Origin of the sequence: Streptomyces sp. NPDC019443, from assembly GCF_044389785.1 — a bacterium.
Lineage (GTDB): Bacteria > Actinomycetota > Actinomycetes > Streptomycetales > Streptomycetaceae > Streptomyces.
Window position 1 is genome coordinate 63,478 of sequence record NZ_JBIRYJ010000017.1, and the last position, 16,196, is coordinate 79,673.

Consider the following 16,196-nt stretch of genomic DNA (forward strand, 5'->3'; position numbering starts at 1 on the left):
ATGGCTTATGACGATCTTCGCTCCCTGCTCCGGGCGCTGGAGCGCGAGGGAGACCTCAAGCGCATCAAGGCCGAGGTCGACCCGTATCTGGAGGTCGGGGAGATCGTCGACCGCGTGAACAAGGCGGGCGGCCCGGCCCTGCTGTTCGAGAACGTGCGCGGGTCGGCGATGCCGCTCGCGATGAACGTCTTCGGCACGGACCGCCGGCTCCTCAAGGCGCTCGGCCTCAAGTCCTATTCGGAGATCAGCGACAAGATCGGCGGGCTGCTCAAGCCGGAGCTGCCGCACGGCTTCGTCGGCGTGCGCGAGGCGTTCGGGAAGCTCGGCACGATGGTCCACGTACCGCCGAAGAAGGTGAAGGACGCGCCGGTGCAGGAGGTCGTCCTGCGCGGCGACGACGTCGACCTGGACCAGCTGCCGGCGCTGTTCACCTGGCCCGAGGACGGCGGGTCCTTCTTCAACTTGGGCCTGACACACACCAAGCACCCGGAGACGGGGGTGCGCAACCTCGGTCTGTACCGCCTCCAGCGCCACGACCGCCGCACCATCGGCATGCACTGGCAGATCCACAAGGACAGCCGCAACCACTACCAGGTGGCCGCCAAGCGCGGCGAGCGGCTGCCGGTCGCGATTGCCTTCGGCTGCCCGCCCGCGGTGACGTACGCGTCGACCGCACCGCTGCCCGGCGACATCGACGAGTACCTCTTCGCGGGGTTCGTACAGGGCAAGCGGATCGAGATGGTCGACTGCAAGACGGTCCCGCTGCAGGTGCCCGCGCAGGCAGAGGTCGTGATCGAGGGCTGGCTGGAGCCGGGGAAGATGCTGCCGGAGGGCCCGTTCGGCGACCACACCGGCTTCTACACCCCGCAGGAGCCCTTCCCGGCGCTGACCATCGACTGTCTGACGATGCGCAAGCGCCCGCTGCTCCAGTCGATCGTGGTGGGCCGCCCGCCGACGGAGGACGGGCCGCTGGGACGCGCGACGGAGCGTTTCTTCCTGCCCCTGCTCAAGATCATCGTGCCGGACATCGTCGACTACCACCTGCCCGAGTCGGGCGGCTTCCACAACTGCGCGATCGTCTCGATCGACAAGAAGTACCCGAAGCACGCGCAGAAGGTCATGCACGCGATCTGGGGCGCGCACATGATGTCGCTGACGAAGCTGATCGTGGTGGTGGACGCGGACTGCGACGTCCACGATCTGCACGAGGTCTCGTGGCGCGCGCTCGGCAACACGGACTACGCCCGCGACCTCACGGTGGTGGAGGGCCCGGTCGACCACCTCGACCACGCCTCGTACCAGCAGTTCTGGGGCGGCAAGGCGGGCATCGACGCGACGAAGAAGCTCCCCGAGGAGGGGTACGTCCGGGACGGCGGCTGGCCGAACATGGTCGAGTCCGACCCGGAGACATCCGAACGGGTGACCCGTCGCTGGAAGGAGTACGGGCTGTGAGGCGAAGGCCGACCATGGAGAACGGCAGCGCGGAGCCGGGGTTTCCCCGCCTCTGCGGGGATGAACCGGAGTACGGCCTGTGAGCGCGTCCGCCGCGGCGGTACCGGGTCCGGGCAGGACCAAGGCCTTCCTCCGGCTGGTGATGATCGAGCACTCGGTCTTCGCGCTGCCCTTCGCGTACATCGCCTCCCTCACCGCGATGTTCCAGCTCGACAGGAACATCCACTGGGGGCGGCTGCTCCTGGTGACGATCGCCATGGTCGGGCTGCGTACGTTCGCGATGGCCTGCAACCGGATCATCGACCGCGAGATCGACGCCCGTAATCCCCGTACCGCCGGGCGTGAGCTCGTCACCGGCGCGGTGTCGGTGAAGTCCGCCTGGACCGGCGCGCTGATCGCGGTCGTCGTCTTCCTGGGCGCCGCGGCCGCGCTGAACCCGCTGTGTCTCGCGCTCGCCCCCATCGCGGTGATCCCGATGGTGGTCTATCCGTACGGCAAGCGGTTCACGAACTTCCCGCACGCCATCCTCGGCCTCGCACAGGCCATGGGCCCGGTCGGCGCGTGGATCGCGATCACCGGGCAGTGGTCCTGGGACGCGGTGATCCTCGGCCTCGCGGTCGGCATCTGGATCGGCGGCTTCGACCTGATCTTCGCCTGTCAGGACGTCGATGCCGACCGCGCCCACGGTGTGCTGTCGGTGCCGGCCCGCTTCGGCGTCCCGGCGGCGCTGTACGGTGCGCGGGCCTCGCATCTTGTGACGGCGGTTCTGCTGGCCTGGTACGCGCTGGCGACGGACGCGGGCGTGTTCTTCTGGACGGGCCTGGTGATCGTCGCGGCGGCGTTCCTCTACGAGCACACGATCGTGAAGCCGAACGATCTGTCCCGCCTCAACCGCGCGTTCTTCACCGTCAACGGGTTCATCGGGATTGCCCTGTTCGGGTGTGCGCTGCTGGATCTCCTGGTTCGTGGTCTGACCGTTTAGCCACGGCGCGTCGTACCATCGCCGGCCGACCCGAACGCCTGACGTATCGCTCCACAGGCCGCCGGATAGGCTCACCGGTGTGGAGCCAGGAGAAGTGAAGAGCCGCCACCCCTGGATCGTCGGGGTCTCCGGCGCGTCCGGGACGCCGTACGCCGCCGCCGTGCTGCGTGGGCTGCTTGCCGCGGGCGAGAGCGTGGACCTGGTGGTCAGCCGTGCCTCGCGGCTGACGCTGCTCGACGAGACGGGGATCGCCTTCCGCGACGCGCACTGGCGCGAGGATCTGCGGGAGTGGCTGGCGCGAGGGGCCGACGGAAAGCCGGGTACCTTCCGGGTGGACATCGACGGTGTCCGGCACTGGGCCGCCGGGGACCTGGCCGCTGGGCCTTCGTCAGGTTCGTATCCGGTCAAGGGGATGCTGATTGTCCCGGCGTCCACGGCGTGTGTGGCCGGGGTCGCGCTCGGACTGTCGAAGGATCTGCTGCAGCGCGCCGCGAGCGTCACGCTCAAGGAACGGCGGAGGCTTGTGGTCGCGATCCGGGAGACGCCCTTGAACGGGCAGACCCTCAAGCATCTGGTGACGCTGGACGAGGCGGGCGCCGTGGTGCTGCCCGCCTCTCCGGCGTTCTATGCGGGAGCGACGCACATCCAGGATCTGGTGGACTTCGTCGCGGGGCGGGTGCTGGATGCGGCAGGCGTGCCGCATCAGCTGTACCGCCGTTGGGAGGGAGAGCTCGGTGGCTCTCGTACGGATTAGCCGGGTCAGCGCTTCTTGGCGCGGCGTGCGGTACGGGTCTTGTCGACGCGGTGCGCGGCAGCCGGCTGGTGGGCACGCGAGCGGTTGGCCAGCTCCTGCAGCTCTCGCATGTGGGCGTAGGCCATCTCGATCGTGTACACGGTGAGTGTCATCTCCTGAAAGATCGTCTTTGATCGTTTGAAAGATTCGCAGGGTGTTTGCCCTGCATGCCTTAGATTCTATACGTAGACTTGCGAGATTGCTAAACAATGGAAGGGTCCAGGCATATGGACACGGTGGACAGGCAGCTCATCCAGGCCCTCAGAGAGAACGGCAGGGCCTCGTACGCCGAGCTCGGCCGGCTCGTCGGGCTCTCCGGGCCCTCCGTCACCGATCGCATCAACCGCCTCGAGGCGGCAGGCGTCATCACCGGCTACCGCGCCACCGTCGACGCAGCCTCGCTCGGCCTCGGCGTCACCGCCCTGATCGGCATCTCGCTCTCCGATGCCGCAGACCACGAGGACGTGGCGCGGCGGCTGAAGGACCTCGCCGAGATCGAGGACTGCTGGTTCATCGCGGGCGACGACTCGTACATGCTCAAGGTGCGGGCGAGCGACGTGGACGGTCTGGAGAAGACGATCCGCAGGCTGTCAGGGACCAGGGGTGTGTCCCGTACGCGTACGACCATCGTGCTCTCCACCAAGTGGGAGAACCGGGTCGGGGATCTGCCCGAGGAGCGCTAGGGATACGGTGGGCGGAGCCTGTTACGAGACACATGGGAGGCGGCCGTCTATGGACGCGGGACTCAAGCGCGAGCTGGAGGAGAAGGTCCGGGCCGGGGAGCGGCTGACCCGTGAGGACGGCATCGCCCTCTATGAGTCGGACGACCTCGCGTGGCTCGGCGGCCTCGCGCACGAGGTGCGTACGCGCAAGAACGGTGACGTCGTCCACTTCAACGTCAACCGCCACCTCAATATGACGAATGTGTGCACCGCGTCGTGCGCGTACTGCTCGTTCCAGCGCAAGCCGGGCGAGAAGGACGCGTACACCATGCGCATCGAGGAGGCCGTCCGCCTCGCCAAGGCGATGGAGGGCGAGAACCTCACCGAGCTGCACATCGTCAACGGGCTCCACCCCAACCTGCCGTGGCGCTACTACCCGCGCTCTCTCAGCGAGCTGAAGAAGGCTCTGCCGAACGTCTCCCTGAAGGCCTTCACCGCCACCGAGATCCACCACTTCGAGACCATCTCCGGCCTGTCCGCGTCCGAGATCCTCGACGAGCTGATCGAGGCCGGTCTGGAGTCGCTGACCGGCGGCGGCGCCGAGATCTTCGACTGGGAGGTCCGGCAGCACATCGTCGACCACCGCACCCACTGGGAGGACTGGTCGCGCATCCACCGGCTCGCGCACGAGAAGGGTCTCAAGACCCCGTGCACGATGCTGTACGGGCACATCGAGGAGCCCCGCCACCGCGTCGACCATGTGCTGCGGCTGCGTGAGCTGCAGGACGAGACCGGCGGCTTCCAGGTCTTCATCCCGCTGCGCTACCAGCACGACTTCGTCGACATGCAGGACGGCAAGGTCCGCAACCGCCTGCAGGCCCGGACGACCATGGCGACCGGCGCGGAAGCGCTGAAGACCTTCGCGGTCTCGCGTCTCCTCTTCGACAACGTCCAGCACGTCAAGGTCTTCTGGGTGATGCACGGTGTGCAGACCGCCCAACTGGCCCTGCAGCACGGCGCGGACGACATGGACGGCTCGGTCGTCGAGTACAAGATCACGCACGACGCGGACAACTACGGCACGCCGAACAAGCTGACCCGCGACGATCTCCTCGACCTGATCCGCGACGCGGGCTTCCGCCCGGTCGAGCGGAACACCCGCTACGAGATCATCCGCGAGTACCCGGGCCCGGACGCCGACCGCCGTGAGTCGCCGCAGCCCATGCGGGTCTGAGGCCGCCGATGAGTCTCACGTTCCACCTCGACCCGCCGGTCGACCGCGCCCTGCGGGACGGGATCCTCGCGCTCTGGGTCGACGTGTCCAACGCCGACGGCGCGGTCGGCTTCGTGCCCCCGGTCGACCGCGAGGCCGTACGGCCCGAGCTTGTGAGGCATCTGGCCTCGATGGCCGAGGGCCGCACCCGGCTGCTCGTGGGGTACGACGAGGAGGGGGCGGTCGCCGCCACCGCCTTTTTCACGCACAACACGCACCGGCTGATGCTGCATTGGGTCTGGCTGTACACGGTCATGGTGCACCCGCGCCACCAGGGCATGGGCTATGGCCGCGATCTGATGGCCGCGGCCGCCGACGCGGCCCGCGGCTTCGAGGGCATCGAGGCGATACGGCTCACCTGCCGCGGCGGCACCGGCGTCGACCGCTTCTACGGGGCCTGCGGCTACAAGGAGGTCGGGCGGGTGCCTGGCGCGATCCGGGTGGCCGACGGTGACGACCGCGACGACATCACGATGCTGCTCCCGCTGCTCTGATGCCCGCTTGGAGCAGGCACTGCCGGCCGTGCTTCACTGGTTGGGCACGACCTGTCGTACGAAGAGAGAAGGCCCGCCGTGTCCGCTGCCAGGACGAGCGCCGCGATCCGGTATACCGCCATGCGCTTCGCCATCTTTATCGGCTGCCTCGTCGTCGTGGGCGGCCTGGTCCAGTTCGGCCTACTGCCCAAGGGGCTTGGCGACTCGAACTTCGTCTGGGTCGTCCTGCTCGCTCTCGTCCTGTCCGCGCCGCTCAGCTTCGTACTGCTGCGCAAGCAGCGTGACGCGATGTCCGAGCAGCTCGTCGGCAAGGTCGACAAGGCCAAGGCCCGCCTCGATGCGAACCGTACGCAGGAGGACGGCGCCGTCCAGTAGGCGCCGTGAGCACCGCATAAGCCTCGCCATACTCAACTCGCGCCCCGGATCTCGTCCGATCCGGGGCGCTTCGGCGCGCACGACGTAGCCGCCGCAGTCGCCGCGCTCCCGCTCCGGAACAATAATTAAACGGGCAAACAGGGGAAAACGGTCGTATTGGGTATGCCGTGCCTCCTGTTGGTCCATCAAGACCCCTACGGTCGTCGGGCTACCGCCGCGAGTAAGGGTTCGACATGGCACTTTTCTCCCCTTCCCAGGCCCAGGATCGGACACCTCCTGATGAGGGCGCCGACGCGGTTCAAGTGTCGGAAGCGCAGCGGGATGTCCGCGGGACGCTGCGCAGCGTATGGCCGTGGCCGGCGCTGGCCACACTGGCGCTGACGGTGTATCAGATCGGCCTCCCCCAGATGTGGGAGGACGAGCTGATCAGCTGGGACGTGGCCTCCCGCAGCACCGAACAGCTGCTGGCTGTTGTGCGGCAGGTGGATGCGGCGCTTGGCACGTACTACCTTTTCCTGCACGGGTGGATGGCGGTCTTCGGGGATTCCGCCCCGGCCCTGCGTATGCCCTCGGCGCTGGCCATGGCCGGCACCGCCGCTTGCGTGGCGCTGATCGGGCAGCGGTTGTTCGGCCGCCGGGCCGGACTGTTCGGCGGCCTGGTGTTCGCTCTCATTCCGGTGGTGACCCGGTACGCCCACGAGGCCCGCCCCTATGCCCTGGTTGTCCTGGCTGTGGCCTTGGCCACCTTGCTGCTGCTTCGGGCCCTGGACCGCCCCGAGAGCAGGTGGCGGTGGACGGGCTATGCCCTGTGCGTGGGCGCCATCGGCCTCCTGCACGTGGTGGCGCTGACCGCCTTGGCCGGGCATCTGGTCGCGGTGCTCATGCGGATCCGGTCCGAGCGTTCGGTCGCCTGGCGCTTCTGCCTTGCCGCCATGACCGGCGTGGCCTGTGCGGCCCCGGTGGTACTGCTGGGCATGGAGCAGGCCACCCGGCAGATCACCTGGATTCCCAAGCCGGACATGTGGACGCTTATCAATTTCTGGCCGCAGCTGTATGCCTCCGCCCTGGCCGCCGGAGCGGTGATGACACTCGCCGTGCTGGCGTGGCGAGGGCGCCGTGACGCCGTTCTGTTCGTCATCGCGCTGGCAGTGCTGCCCCCGTTGGTGGTTTGGGCGGTCTCGCACGGGGAGGTCTCGTACTTCTTCTACAGGTATCTGCTGTTCATCCTGCCGGCGTGGGCGGTGCTGGCCGGGGCCGGTCTCACCGCTGTGCGATCCCGAGCGGCGGTTGCGGCGGCGCTGGTGGTGCTCGCTCTGCTCACGCTGCCCGAGCAGCAGGGGGTGCGGAAGCCATACGCACACTTCTGGGAAGGGCTGGACTACGCAGGCGCCGCGCGCACCATCCAGAAAGCTCACCGGCCCGGGGACGCGGTGGTCTACGACCGCGGGGACGACGCCGGGCGCAGGCTCGACGTAGGTGTCCGCTTCTACCTCCCCCGCGACCTGCAGTTGCGCGATGTCTTCCGCTCCGCGTCGGCTGCCGAGCGCAACGGCCTGTGGTCGGCGGAGTGCCCGGACCCGGCCGCATGCGTGAGAGACGAGCGGCGTATCTGGCTGGTGGTGGCCGGCAATGTCCCGGATCCGCTTCGTTGGGGGCTGCCCGGGGACCAGTCGCAGGCCTTGCGCGCGCGCTATACGGCGACGGGGACCGAGCACCTGACCGGCCTGACGGTGACACTGCTGCAGCGCAATCCGTAGCGTAGGACGGAGCGTCAGCTGTGGGTCTTTCCGTCAGGGTCGGGCGAGACCGGCGGCGCCGTCCAGTAGCGGCCGCGCCGCGGTTGTCAGCGTTTCTTCGAACCCGTACGCGCTCGCCTGGCCGCCCTGGATCCGGTGGACGGCTCGGGAATCGCCGCAAGCCGCTGTGCCGCGAATGTGCGGTTGGCTCGTGTCTGCTCGCGATAGGCGTCGGGCACGTCGGGCATCGCCAGAAGACGGTCGCACGCCTGGAGCGAGCCGGTGAAGTCGCCCACCCAGTAGGCCGTGATCGAGAACTCGAACAGCAGACCCCAGCGATACACCCATGGCTGGACGAACAGCAGGTCCGCCGGCTGCCTCCGGCCGAGCCCGGCGCGGACGATCGAGTGCGCGAGATGGTAGCGGCCCAGTTTGCGCAGCCGCGCGGCCAGTTCGTAACACGCTTCGAGCCGTTGCGGACGCGACTCCCAGGCGCGTGAGAAGGCGTCCATGGCTCCCGGCCAGTCGTCGGATCTGGCTCTGAGGATCCCGACCTGCAACAGCGCGTAGTACACCTCTTCGGGCCAGCCTCCCATCTCCGCGCGGCGCTCGTACAGAGTGATCGCCTCGTCGTCGTTGCCCATGTCGCGCATGGTCTGCGCCAGATAGAAGACCGTGCGTGAATTGGCGGGGTCGCGCTCGAGCTCGGCGCCCAGCAGGCGCGCGTCGCGCTCGAACTTGTCGTGCCGTGAGCCCCCGTCCGCGAAGTCCTCGATGACGAGCGCGTCGAGATTCTTCTGGCTGTGCTGCTGGTCGGTGGTGATGTATTCGTGGGTGACGCCCTCGTAGCGCCAGGCGATGTCGCCGCGGACCAGGCGCTTGATGCGGTACTCGGTCGCGCCCTCGTGCCGGAGCATGTAGGAATCGGCGGTCAGGCGGGGCAGGGGGCCGTCCCGCCGGATCACGAGGTCGGCGTCGAGGAGGAGCAGATAGTCGGCCTTGCCGCGGGCGTGCTCGATGTTCAGGGACCGGTTGTGGCCGAAGTTGACCCAGGGCTCCTCGTGAAGCTCGCCAGGGATGCCATCCAGTGCCGTACGGATCAGCTGCTGGGTTCCGTCGGTCGAGCCGGTGTCCGAGATGACCCAGGTGCTCACCAGGTCACGGACGGAGGTGAGGCATCGCTCGATGACTTTTGCTTCGTTCTTGACGATCATGCAGAGGCAGATGGACGGCTTCATGGCATCACCACTCCCGGCGGTTCGGACCGGCCGACCTTATGCACTGGGCCTGCGCGCCCTGATGACGGCACGCCGACCTCGGTACAGGGTTCGCTGTTGCGCATGCGCCCATTGGAGTCCCCCTGATACGCCATCCTGTTGATAACACTGCAAGGTTCTCAAGGCATTGCGTCTGTGAACCGATGAATCCCAGGGAAGCTCGAACTCGCTTCCGGCGCATCATCCGATCCGGTTCCAAGATCCGGTTCCAAAAGGAGCAGTGAATGAATCCTGAGAACAGGACCAGGTCCTCCCTTGGTCCGCTTCCCAGACGCAGTGCCTGGCTGACCGGCGGCACCGTCGCGTCGATGGTCCTCATGCTTGCGGGGTTCGCGAGCCCCGCGGTTGCCGTATCGCACAGTCCCATGGCGCCTGGCGCCGTGAGTGTGGCAGGCCCGTCGGGTGGGGACGACGACTACTGCGAGATCACGGTGGAGGACGGGAAGGCTGTACTGTCCGGCGGCGGCGACGACGACTGCGATGACAGGGACGGCACGGGTGCGACGGGTGCGACGGGCGCCACGGGCGCTACGGGTGCCACGGGTGCGACCGGTGCCACGGGTGCCACCGGTGCCACCGGTGCCACCGGCCCTGGGTCGTGCAACGACATCGACACCTACAACCCCCTTGTGCTCGATGCGGTTGCCCTCCACCAGGTCAGCGCCACGCTCTTCGATCCGGACGGCGCGGGCCCGGGCACTGTCGAGGCCCACGCGGGCGTCCGGACGGTCCCCGGCGGCACCTACGCCTGGACGGAAATCAGCGACGATGACAGCTTCCCGGTGGACGCCTGCTCCATCTCGGCGTCCGCCAACGGGCTGGATGTGATTGCGACGGAGGGCGTCTCGATCCAGGTGACGACCACGGCCGGGGTCGTGTATGAGACCCAGTGCACCCTGGTCCCCTTCGACCCTGGTCCTCCGGCGGTGGCCCCGACCCTTACGTGCGACGACGCTTGGACAGAGGTAACGCTTCAGCCGTAGCCCGCTCCAGGCGCTCGACTCGGCCAGCGGTTCCGGTCAGGTTGCAGGCCTGACCTGGTCTGGCTCGTGGCGCGGTCCTCCTTCCACGCTGGAAGGGGGACCGTTCCGCGTTTCTGGGCTCCTGTTGGGGGTCGTAGGCTTACCGCGAAGTAAGGATGTGTGGGGCGGGAGGATGTCTGACATGGGTGCTGTGAAGGGCGTCAGGAGCAAACGCATGCCGCGCGCCGTGCGCGAGCGGCAGATGATGGACGCCGCCGTGCAGACCTTCGGGCAGCGCGGCTACCGGGCGGCCTCCATGGACGAGATCGCGGAGCTGGCCGGGGTCTCCAAGCCGCTGGTCTATCTGTACCTGAGCTCCAAGGAAGAGCTCTTCACAGCGTGCATCCGGCGCGAGTCCGAGGCGCTGATCGCGGCCGTGCAGGCCGGGGCCGAGCCGGGGCTGCCGGCTGACCGGCAACTGTGGGCGGGCCTCGGGGCGTTCTTCACACACACCGCCGAGAACCCCGATGGCTGGTCGGTGCTGCACCGGCAGGCGCGGACGCACGGGGAGCCGTTCGCCGCGGAGGTGGCGGCGATGCGGGACGAGATCGTGGCGTTCGTGACCGGTCTGATCGGGGCCGCGGCTCGCGAGGCCCACCAGGGCCCCGAGCTGGCCGACCGGGATCTGGCGGGGCTCGCACAGGCGTTGGTCGGTGCGGCCGAGTCGCTCGCGGGGTGGGCGAACGAGACCGGGGGCGTCTCGGCGAAGGAAGCGGCGGGGACGCTCATGAACTTCGCTTGGATGGGGCTGGGCGACCTGATGAAGGGTGAGCGCTGGTCTCCCCGGTGAGGTGGACGCGGTCGCCGCTGCGGAGTTGGAAGGCGGTGCCGTCGGTTGCGTAGGTCACGGTCGTGGGGAGCGGTACAGGGGCCTTGAACTCCGCTCGTACGCAGGCTGCTTGACCCGTGTCCGCCTCGGCCAGGCAGCGGGCGAGCGTCCACATGCCGTGGGCGATCGCGCGCGGAAAGCCGAACAGCTTCGCGGTCAGCGGGTGCAGATGGATGGGGTTGCGGTCGCCCGAGGCAGCGCCGTAGCGGCGCCCGAGGCCGGCGGGGAGCTGCCACTCGGCGACCGCGGGGAGGGGGAGAGAGGGGGTGCTCTCGCGAGGGCCGTCGGGAGGACCGGATCGCATGGTTCTGTGACGGGCCAGATAGACGCTGCGGGATTCCCACACCGGATTCCTGTCCATGCGTGCTTCCGTCACCATCGTGACTTCCGTGCCGCGACGGTGGGGCGTCAACTCATCTGCGTACACGGTGAGTTCAAGAGGGTCCTCGGGGCGCAGGGCGTGGTGCTGGGTGATCTCGATACGGGTGTGGACCAGGCCGAGGAGAGGGAGCGGGAAGCTCCGGTCCGTCATCAGCCGCATCGTGAGCGGGAATCCGAGGATGTGCGGATACGGGAGGGGCAGCGGGTCCGCCTGCTGGAAGCCGCAGAGATGTGAGTACGCGGCGAGGCGGACCGGGTCGATCCGTACGCCCGGCTCCACCAGCCGGGCCCCGGGGAGCCGGGCCCCCGCATGGATGTTCCGCTTCAGCGGCGACGTCAGCGCGCCGCGCGCCAGGGTGAGCGCGAGGGGCATTCTCCTGCTCCCAGCAGGCTCTGCCCGTCGACGCGTACCACCTGGTCGGTCGGTCATTGTCCTGACTCCCCTGCTGGGTCGCAGATTTACTGCGAAGTCAGGTTACTCAGCCATACCTGGGTGTGAGTACGCCTGAACACGCCGCCCGAACGCCACTTGCGGTTGCCGGTCGAGTAGGACGCGTCGGACGGCCGCCCCGCATGAACGCAGGGTGACCGGCGAGTGCCCTTCGCCACATTCGGGCGGTCGGCGCCGGGCCGGGACGTTGTACGGAGAGTGGGTCCATCCACCCTTCCGAGCAGGGGTGATGGCGTTCGATCGCGGTCCGGGCGGGCCGACGGGAACGAATGGCCTGTGCCGCGCACAACAGGCGAGTCGGGTTAACGCTGGATAAACTCGCCGATTGCCGTGCGCGGAATGGGGATTCGCAGCGCACTCGACACGACCTACGGAGAGTGAGAGATGCGTACGAATCGGGCCGTCATCCACAGGAACCAACCTCTGCCGGGCAACCTGCGGGACGCTGTATGACCGTGGCCGCCGAGTCCCTGACGCTGCTCGACCCGCTGCTCGACCAGGCGCCCGCGCCCGCGCTCTTCACCGCGGGAGCCGCAGCCCCCGAGCGCACCCTCCTCGACATCCTCGCCGAGACCACCCGCCGTCACCCGAATGCATCAGCCGTCGACGACGGCACCGTGCCCCTCACGTACCGCGAACTGCTCGCCGAGGTCGAGACGATGCGGCTGCGTCTGGCCGCCGCCGGGATCGGTGTCGGCGACCGCGTCGGCGTACGCGTGCCGTCCGGGACCGCCGACCTGTACGTGTCGATTCTCGCCGTACTCGCGGCGGGCGCCGCCTACGTCCCGGTCGACGCCGAGGACCCCGACGAGCGCGCCGAGCTGGTTTTCACCGAGGCCGCGGTGAGCGCGGTCATCGGCGCCGGGCGGACGATCGTGCCGTGCGGTGCCCCCGCCGGTGACACGGGCAAGCGCCCAAGGCCGGACGACGACGCGTGGATCATCTTCACCTCCGGTTCCACCGGCAAGCCCAAGGGCGTCGCGGTCACCCACCGCAGCGCCGCCGCATTCGTCGACGCCGAGGCCCGCCTTTTCCTGGCGGAGAAGCCCCTCGCCCCCGGCGACCGCGTTCTCGCCGGGCTGTCCGTCGCCTTCGACGCCTCCTGCGAGGAGATGTGGCTCGCCTGGCGGCACGGCGCCTGCCTGGTCCCCGCGCCCCGCTCCCTCGTACGTACCGGCCTCGACCTCGGCCCCTGGCTGGTCGAGCAGCGCATCACCGTCGTCTCGACGGTCCCCACCCTCGCCGCGCTGTGGCCGGCCGAGGCACTCGACGACGTACGGCTGCTGATCTTCGGCGGCGAGGCCTGCCCGCCCGAGCTGGCCGAGCGCATGGCCGTCACGGGGCGTGAGGTCTGGAACACCTACGGCCCGACCGAGGCCACCGTCGTCGCCTGCGGCGCGCTCCTGACCGGCGAAGGGCCGGTACGGATCGGGTTGCCGCTCGACGGCTGGGAGCTCGCCGTCGTGGACGCCCAGGGCGACCTCGTGTCCATGGGCGAGACCGGTGAGCTCGTCATCGGCGGCGTCGGCCTGGCCCGTTACCTGGACGCGGAGAAGGACGCAGAGAAGTACGCACCCCTGCCCGCCCTCGGCTGGAGCCGCGCCTACCGCAGCGGCGACCTGGTGAGGGCGGAGGCGGACGGCCTGCTCTTCGTCGGCCGCGCCGACGAGCAGATCAAGCTCGGCGGCCGCCGTATCGAACTCGGCGAGATCGACGCGGCGCTGCAAGCCCTGCCGGGCGTGGCGGGAGCGGCAGCCGCGGTTCGTACCACCGCAGCCGGACATCAGCTGCTGGTCGGCTATGTCGTAGAGAGCGACGCCGCCGGAAGGGACGGCGTCGAGAGCGAAGGCGCCGGAAGGGACGGCGTCGGGAGCGAAGGCGTCGGGAGTGCTGGTGCCGGGACTGACGGCGTCGAGAGCGACGGCTTCGACCAGGCCGACAGCGTGAGACGGCTGCGCAAGGAGCTGCCCGCAGCCCTCGTGCCGCTGCTCGCCGTCGTCGACACCCTCCCCACCCGTACCTCCGGCAAGGTGGACCGGGCCGCGCTGCCCTGGCCCTTGCCGAACGTGGACACACCGGCTGAGGATGCCGAACTCACCGTCACCGAAGCCTGGCTGGCCGAGCAGTGGGCCGAACTCCTCGGCACCCCGGTCACCGGCCCCGACGCGGACTTCTTCGTGAACGGCGGCGGCAGTCTGGCCGCCGCGCAGCTCGTGTCACGCATCCGGGAGCGGTACGCGGCCGGGTCGGTCGGCGACATCTACCAGAACCCGACGCTCGGCGCGCTCGCCCGGACGCTGGACGCGTCCTCCACCGGCGGACCCGAGGCCGGGGAGGTGCGGCCGGTGCCGCGCCGTACCGGATTCGCGCAGACGCTTCTCATGCTGCCGCTGCTCGGCGTTGTCGGGCTGCGCTGGGGCGTGGTGGCGGTCGCGGTCAGCAATCTCCTGGGGAACGTGCTCGGCCTGCCGTGGGCGCCCACCGTGGCGTGGTGGTGGGTGGGCCTCGGCTGGCTGCTCATCGTCAGCCCGCCCGGGCGGATCGTGATCGCGGCGGGTGGTGCGCGGTTGCTGCTGCGCGGCCTGCGCCCCGGTACGTATCCGCGCGGCGGCGGCGTCCATCTGCGGCTGTGGACGGCCGAACGCCTCGCCGAACTCAGCGGCGCCACCAGCCTCGCCGGCGTATGGCTCACGTACTACGCACGGGCGCTCGGCGTCCGTATCGGCGACGACGTCGATCTGCACGCGCTGCCGCCGGTGAGCGGGATGCTGCGCCTCGGCAAGGGCTGCGCGGTCGAGCCCGAGGTGGATCTGTCCGGGCACTGGCTCGACGGCGACCGGCTGCACATCGGCACCGTACGGATCGGCGCCGGAGCCACTGTCGGCGCACGCAGCACGCTCTTCCCCGGCGCTCGTGTCGGCAAGCGTGCCGAGATCGCGCCGGGCTCCGGTGTGACCGCAACGGTCCCGGCCGGCGAGCGCTGGGCGGGCGTGCCCGCCTCCCGCAAGGGGAAGGCCAACCGCCGTCTCCCCGACGGCCGCCCGCCGCGCAGGCGGCGTTGGACCACGGTCTACTCGCTCACCTCGCTGGCGCTCGGGCTGCTGCCCGCGCTCGCGGCGCTGCCGGGCCTGCTGGTGATCGGCCTGTTCCTGCGCGGCCGCACGGGCATCGGTGAAGCGCTGACGGCCGCCCTGACCGCCGTGCCGCTCGCGACGGTCGTCGCCGTGGTCACGTACGCGCTGATCGTCCTGGTCGGCGTACGGCTGCTCAGCATCGGCCTGCGAGAGGGCTACCACCCCGTCCACGGCCGGGTCGCCTGGCAGGCGTGGGCGACCGAGCGGCTGATGGACATGGCGCGGGTCCATCTCTTCCCGCTGTACGCGAGCCTGTTCACGCCCGTGTGGCTACGGGCCCTGGGCATGAAAGTGGGCCGCCGGGTCGAGGCGTCGACCGTGCTGGCGCTGCCCGCGATGACGACGGTCGGCGACGGGGCGTTCCTCGCCGACGACACGATGGTCGCCTCGTACGAACTCGGCGGCGGCTGGCTGCGGATCGCCGAGGCGCGGATAGGCAAGCGGGCCTTCCTCGGCAACTCCGGGATGACGGCCGCGGGCCGTTCCGTACCCAAACGCGGCCTGGTCGGCGTACTGTCCGCCACCCCGAAGCGGGCGAAGGCGGGCAGCTCCTGGCTCGGGATGCCCCCGATGAAGCTGCCCCGGTCGGCCGAAGAGGGCGACCAGAGCCGTACCTTCCACCCGCCGAAGCGGCTGATGTGGGCCCGGGCGGCCGTCGAGGTCTGCCGGATCGTGCCGGTCATGTGCGGAGCGGCACTCGCCGTACTGGCCCTCGCGGCCTTCGAGCTGCTTGCCGCCCGCATCGGCGTCGGCCTCGCGGTGCTGTGCGGCGGCGGGGTGCTGCTCGCCGCGGGATTGGTGGCCTGCGTCGTCGCGATCGCGGCGAAGTGGCTGCTGGTCGGCCGTTTCCGGGCCGTTGAGCACCCGCTGTGGTCGTCCTTCGTGTGGCGCAACGAGCTCGCCGACACCTTTGTGGAGGTGCTCGCCGTGCCGTGGCTGGTCGGCGCCACCAGCGGGACCCCGCTGATGAACCTGTGGCTGCGCGGGCTCGGCGCCCGCATCGGCCGCGGGGCGTGGTGCGAGACGTACTGGCTGCCGGAGGCCGACCTTGTGACGGTCGGCGGCGGGGCGAACGTCAATCGCGGGTGTGTTGTGCAGACGCACCTCTTCCATGACCGGATCATGCGTATGGACAATGTCGTCCTCGAAGCGGGCGCGACGCTGGGCCCGCACGGCATCGCGCTGCCCGGCGCGGTCATCGGCGAGCGGGCGACGGTCGGCCCGGCGTCGCTGGTGATGCGAGGGGAGAGGGTGCCGGCGGGGACCCGCTGGCTGGGGAACCCGATCGCGGCCTGGCAAGGCGATGACCGGGGCACGGATGCACGATGAGAAAGA

14 protein-coding genes are annotated in these 16,196 nt (G+C 69.5%); 11 read left to right on the top strand and 3 right to left on the bottom strand.

The annotated features are described in order from the left end of the window. The 3 genes from ACH492_RS33870 to ACH492_RS33880 all read left to right on the top strand — a co-directional run bounded on the left by ACH492_RS33870 (position 1) and on the right by ACH492_RS33880 (position 3,188). Entirely contained in the window at positions 1 to 1,452 is a 1,452-nt protein-coding gene (locus tag ACH492_RS33870; protein ID WP_398992310.1) for a menaquinone biosynthesis decarboxylase, read from the top strand. A 79-nt stretch (positions 1,453 to 1,531) separates the two neighbouring features. After that, on the top strand, positions 1,532 to 2,434 hold the full coding sequence (gene mqnP / locus ACH492_RS33875) for a menaquinone biosynthesis prenyltransferase MqnP (RefSeq protein WP_398992312.1): 903 nt from the start codon (positions 1,532 to 1,534) through the stop codon (positions 2,432 to 2,434). A 94-nt stretch (positions 2,435 to 2,528) separates the two neighbouring features. Next, complete coding sequence (locus tag ACH492_RS33880) at positions 2,529 to 3,188, top strand: UbiX family flavin prenyltransferase (protein WP_398992421.1); 660 nt, start codon at positions 2,529 to 2,531, stop codon at positions 3,186 to 3,188. 5 nt (positions 3,189 to 3,193) lie between these two features. Here the strand turns inward: ACH492_RS33880 and ACH492_RS33885 are convergent, their stop codons facing one another. Next, positions 3,194 to 3,340, bottom strand: coding sequence for a hypothetical protein (locus tag ACH492_RS33885; RefSeq protein WP_356224052.1), 147 nt, complete (start codon positions 3,338 to 3,340; stop codon positions 3,194 to 3,196). A gap of 114 nt (positions 3,341 to 3,454) precedes the next feature. On the opposite strand from ACH492_RS33885, the gene ACH492_RS33890 reads away from it, so the two are divergent. The 5 genes from ACH492_RS33890 to ACH492_RS33910 all read left to right on the top strand — a co-directional run bounded on the left by ACH492_RS33890 (position 3,455) and on the right by ACH492_RS33910 (position 7,788). Beyond that, positions 3,455 to 3,910 (top strand): Lrp/AsnC family transcriptional regulator, encoded by a 456-nt coding sequence (locus ACH492_RS33890; protein WP_356224055.1) that lies wholly within the window; start codon positions 3,455 to 3,457, stop codon positions 3,908 to 3,910. Between the two features lie 49 nt (positions 3,911 to 3,959). Continuing rightward, entirely contained in the window at positions 3,960 to 5,123 is a 1,164-nt protein-coding gene (gene mqnE / locus ACH492_RS33895; RefSeq protein ID WP_398992314.1) for an aminofutalosine synthase MqnE, read from the top strand. Between the two features lie 8 nt (positions 5,124 to 5,131). Further along, positions 5,132 to 5,656 carry a GNAT family N-acetyltransferase gene (locus ACH492_RS33900; RefSeq protein ID WP_398992316.1) on the top strand — a complete coding sequence of 175 codons (525 nt, stop codon included), beginning with the start codon at positions 5,132 to 5,134 and terminating at the stop codon, positions 5,654 to 5,656. A 78-nt stretch (positions 5,657 to 5,734) separates the two neighbouring features. Next, positions 5,735 to 6,031, top strand: coding sequence for a DUF4229 domain-containing protein (locus ACH492_RS33905; RefSeq protein WP_398992318.1), 297 nt, complete (start codon positions 5,735 to 5,737; stop codon positions 6,029 to 6,031). Positions 6,032 to 6,264: 233 nt separating this feature from the next. Then, on the top strand, positions 6,265 to 7,788 hold the full coding sequence (locus ACH492_RS33910; RefSeq protein WP_398992320.1) for a glycosyltransferase family 39 protein: 1,524 nt from the start codon (positions 6,265 to 6,267) through the stop codon (positions 7,786 to 7,788). 86 nt (positions 7,789 to 7,874) lie between these two features. Here the strand turns inward: ACH492_RS33910 and ACH492_RS33915 are convergent, their stop codons facing one another. Then, positions 7,875 to 9,005 carry a glycosyltransferase gene (locus tag ACH492_RS33915; protein WP_398992322.1) on the bottom strand — a complete coding sequence of 377 codons (1,131 nt, stop codon included), beginning with the start codon at positions 9,003 to 9,005 and terminating at the stop codon, positions 7,875 to 7,877. Positions 9,006 to 9,268: 263 nt separating this feature from the next. Between ACH492_RS33915 and ACH492_RS33920 the strand changes: the two genes are divergently transcribed. Both ACH492_RS33920 and ACH492_RS33925 read left to right on the top strand, forming a co-directional pair. After that, on the top strand, positions 9,269 to 10,027 hold the full coding sequence (locus tag ACH492_RS33920) for a hypothetical protein (RefSeq protein WP_398992324.1): 759 nt from the start codon (positions 9,269 to 9,271) through the stop codon (positions 10,025 to 10,027). Positions 10,028 to 10,208: 181 nt separating this feature from the next. Then, entirely contained in the window at positions 10,209 to 10,856 is a 648-nt protein-coding gene (locus ACH492_RS33925) for a TetR/AcrR family transcriptional regulator (protein WP_398992325.1), read from the top strand. Here the strand turns inward: ACH492_RS33925 and ACH492_RS33930 are convergent. Beyond that, on the bottom strand, positions 10,792 to 11,649 hold the full coding sequence (locus ACH492_RS33930) for a MaoC family dehydratase (protein WP_398992327.1): 858 nt from the start codon (positions 11,647 to 11,649) through the stop codon (positions 10,792 to 10,794). The genes ACH492_RS33925 and ACH492_RS33930 overlap by 65 nt on opposite strands. A 527-nt stretch (positions 11,650 to 12,176) precedes the next feature. Here ACH492_RS33930 and ACH492_RS33935 point away from each other — a divergent pair. Then, positions 12,177 to 16,190, top strand: coding sequence for a Pls/PosA family non-ribosomal peptide synthetase (locus tag ACH492_RS33935; protein ID WP_398992329.1), 4,014 nt, complete (start codon positions 12,177 to 12,179; stop codon positions 16,188 to 16,190). Positions 16,191 to 16,196 lie beyond the last annotated feature (6 nt).

Excerpts from the sequence above, each read along its gene's own strand:
- ACH492_RS33870 (WP_398992310.1), top strand. The coding sequence starts at position 1 with ATGGCTTATGACGATCTTCGCTCCCTGCTCCGGGCGCTGGAGCGCGAG.
- ACH492_RS33885 (WP_356224052.1), bottom strand. The coding sequence starts at position 3,340 with ATGACACTCACCGTGTACACGATCGAGATGGCCTACGCCCACATGCGA.
- ACH492_RS33890 (WP_356224055.1), top strand. The coding sequence starts at position 3,455 with ATGGACACGGTGGACAGGCAGCTCATCCAGGCCCTCAGAGAGAACGGC.
- mqnE (WP_398992314.1), top strand. The coding sequence starts at position 3,960 with ATGGACGCGGGACTCAAGCGCGAGCTGGAGGAGAAGGTCCGGGCCGGG.
- ACH492_RS33900 (WP_398992316.1), top strand. The coding sequence starts at position 5,132 with ATGAGTCTCACGTTCCACCTCGACCCGCCGGTCGACCGCGCCCTGCGG.
- ACH492_RS33910 (WP_398992320.1), top strand. The coding sequence starts at position 6,265 with ATGGCACTTTTCTCCCCTTCCCAGGCCCAGGATCGGACACCTCCTGAT.
- ACH492_RS33915 (WP_398992322.1), bottom strand. The coding sequence starts at position 9,005 with ATGAAGCCGTCCATCTGCCTCTGCATGATCGTCAAGAACGAAGCAAAA.
- ACH492_RS33920 (WP_398992324.1), top strand. The coding sequence starts at position 9,269 with ATGAATCCTGAGAACAGGACCAGGTCCTCCCTTGGTCCGCTTCCCAGA.
- ACH492_RS33925 (WP_398992325.1), top strand. The coding sequence starts at position 10,209 with ATGGGTGCTGTGAAGGGCGTCAGGAGCAAACGCATGCCGCGCGCCGTG.
- ACH492_RS33930 (WP_398992327.1), bottom strand. The coding sequence starts at position 11,649 with ATGCCCCTCGCGCTCACCCTGGCGCGCGGCGCGCTGACGTCGCCGCTG.
- ACH492_RS33935 (WP_398992329.1), top strand. The coding sequence starts at position 12,177 with ATGACCGTGGCCGCCGAGTCCCTGACGCTGCTCGACCCGCTGCTCGAC.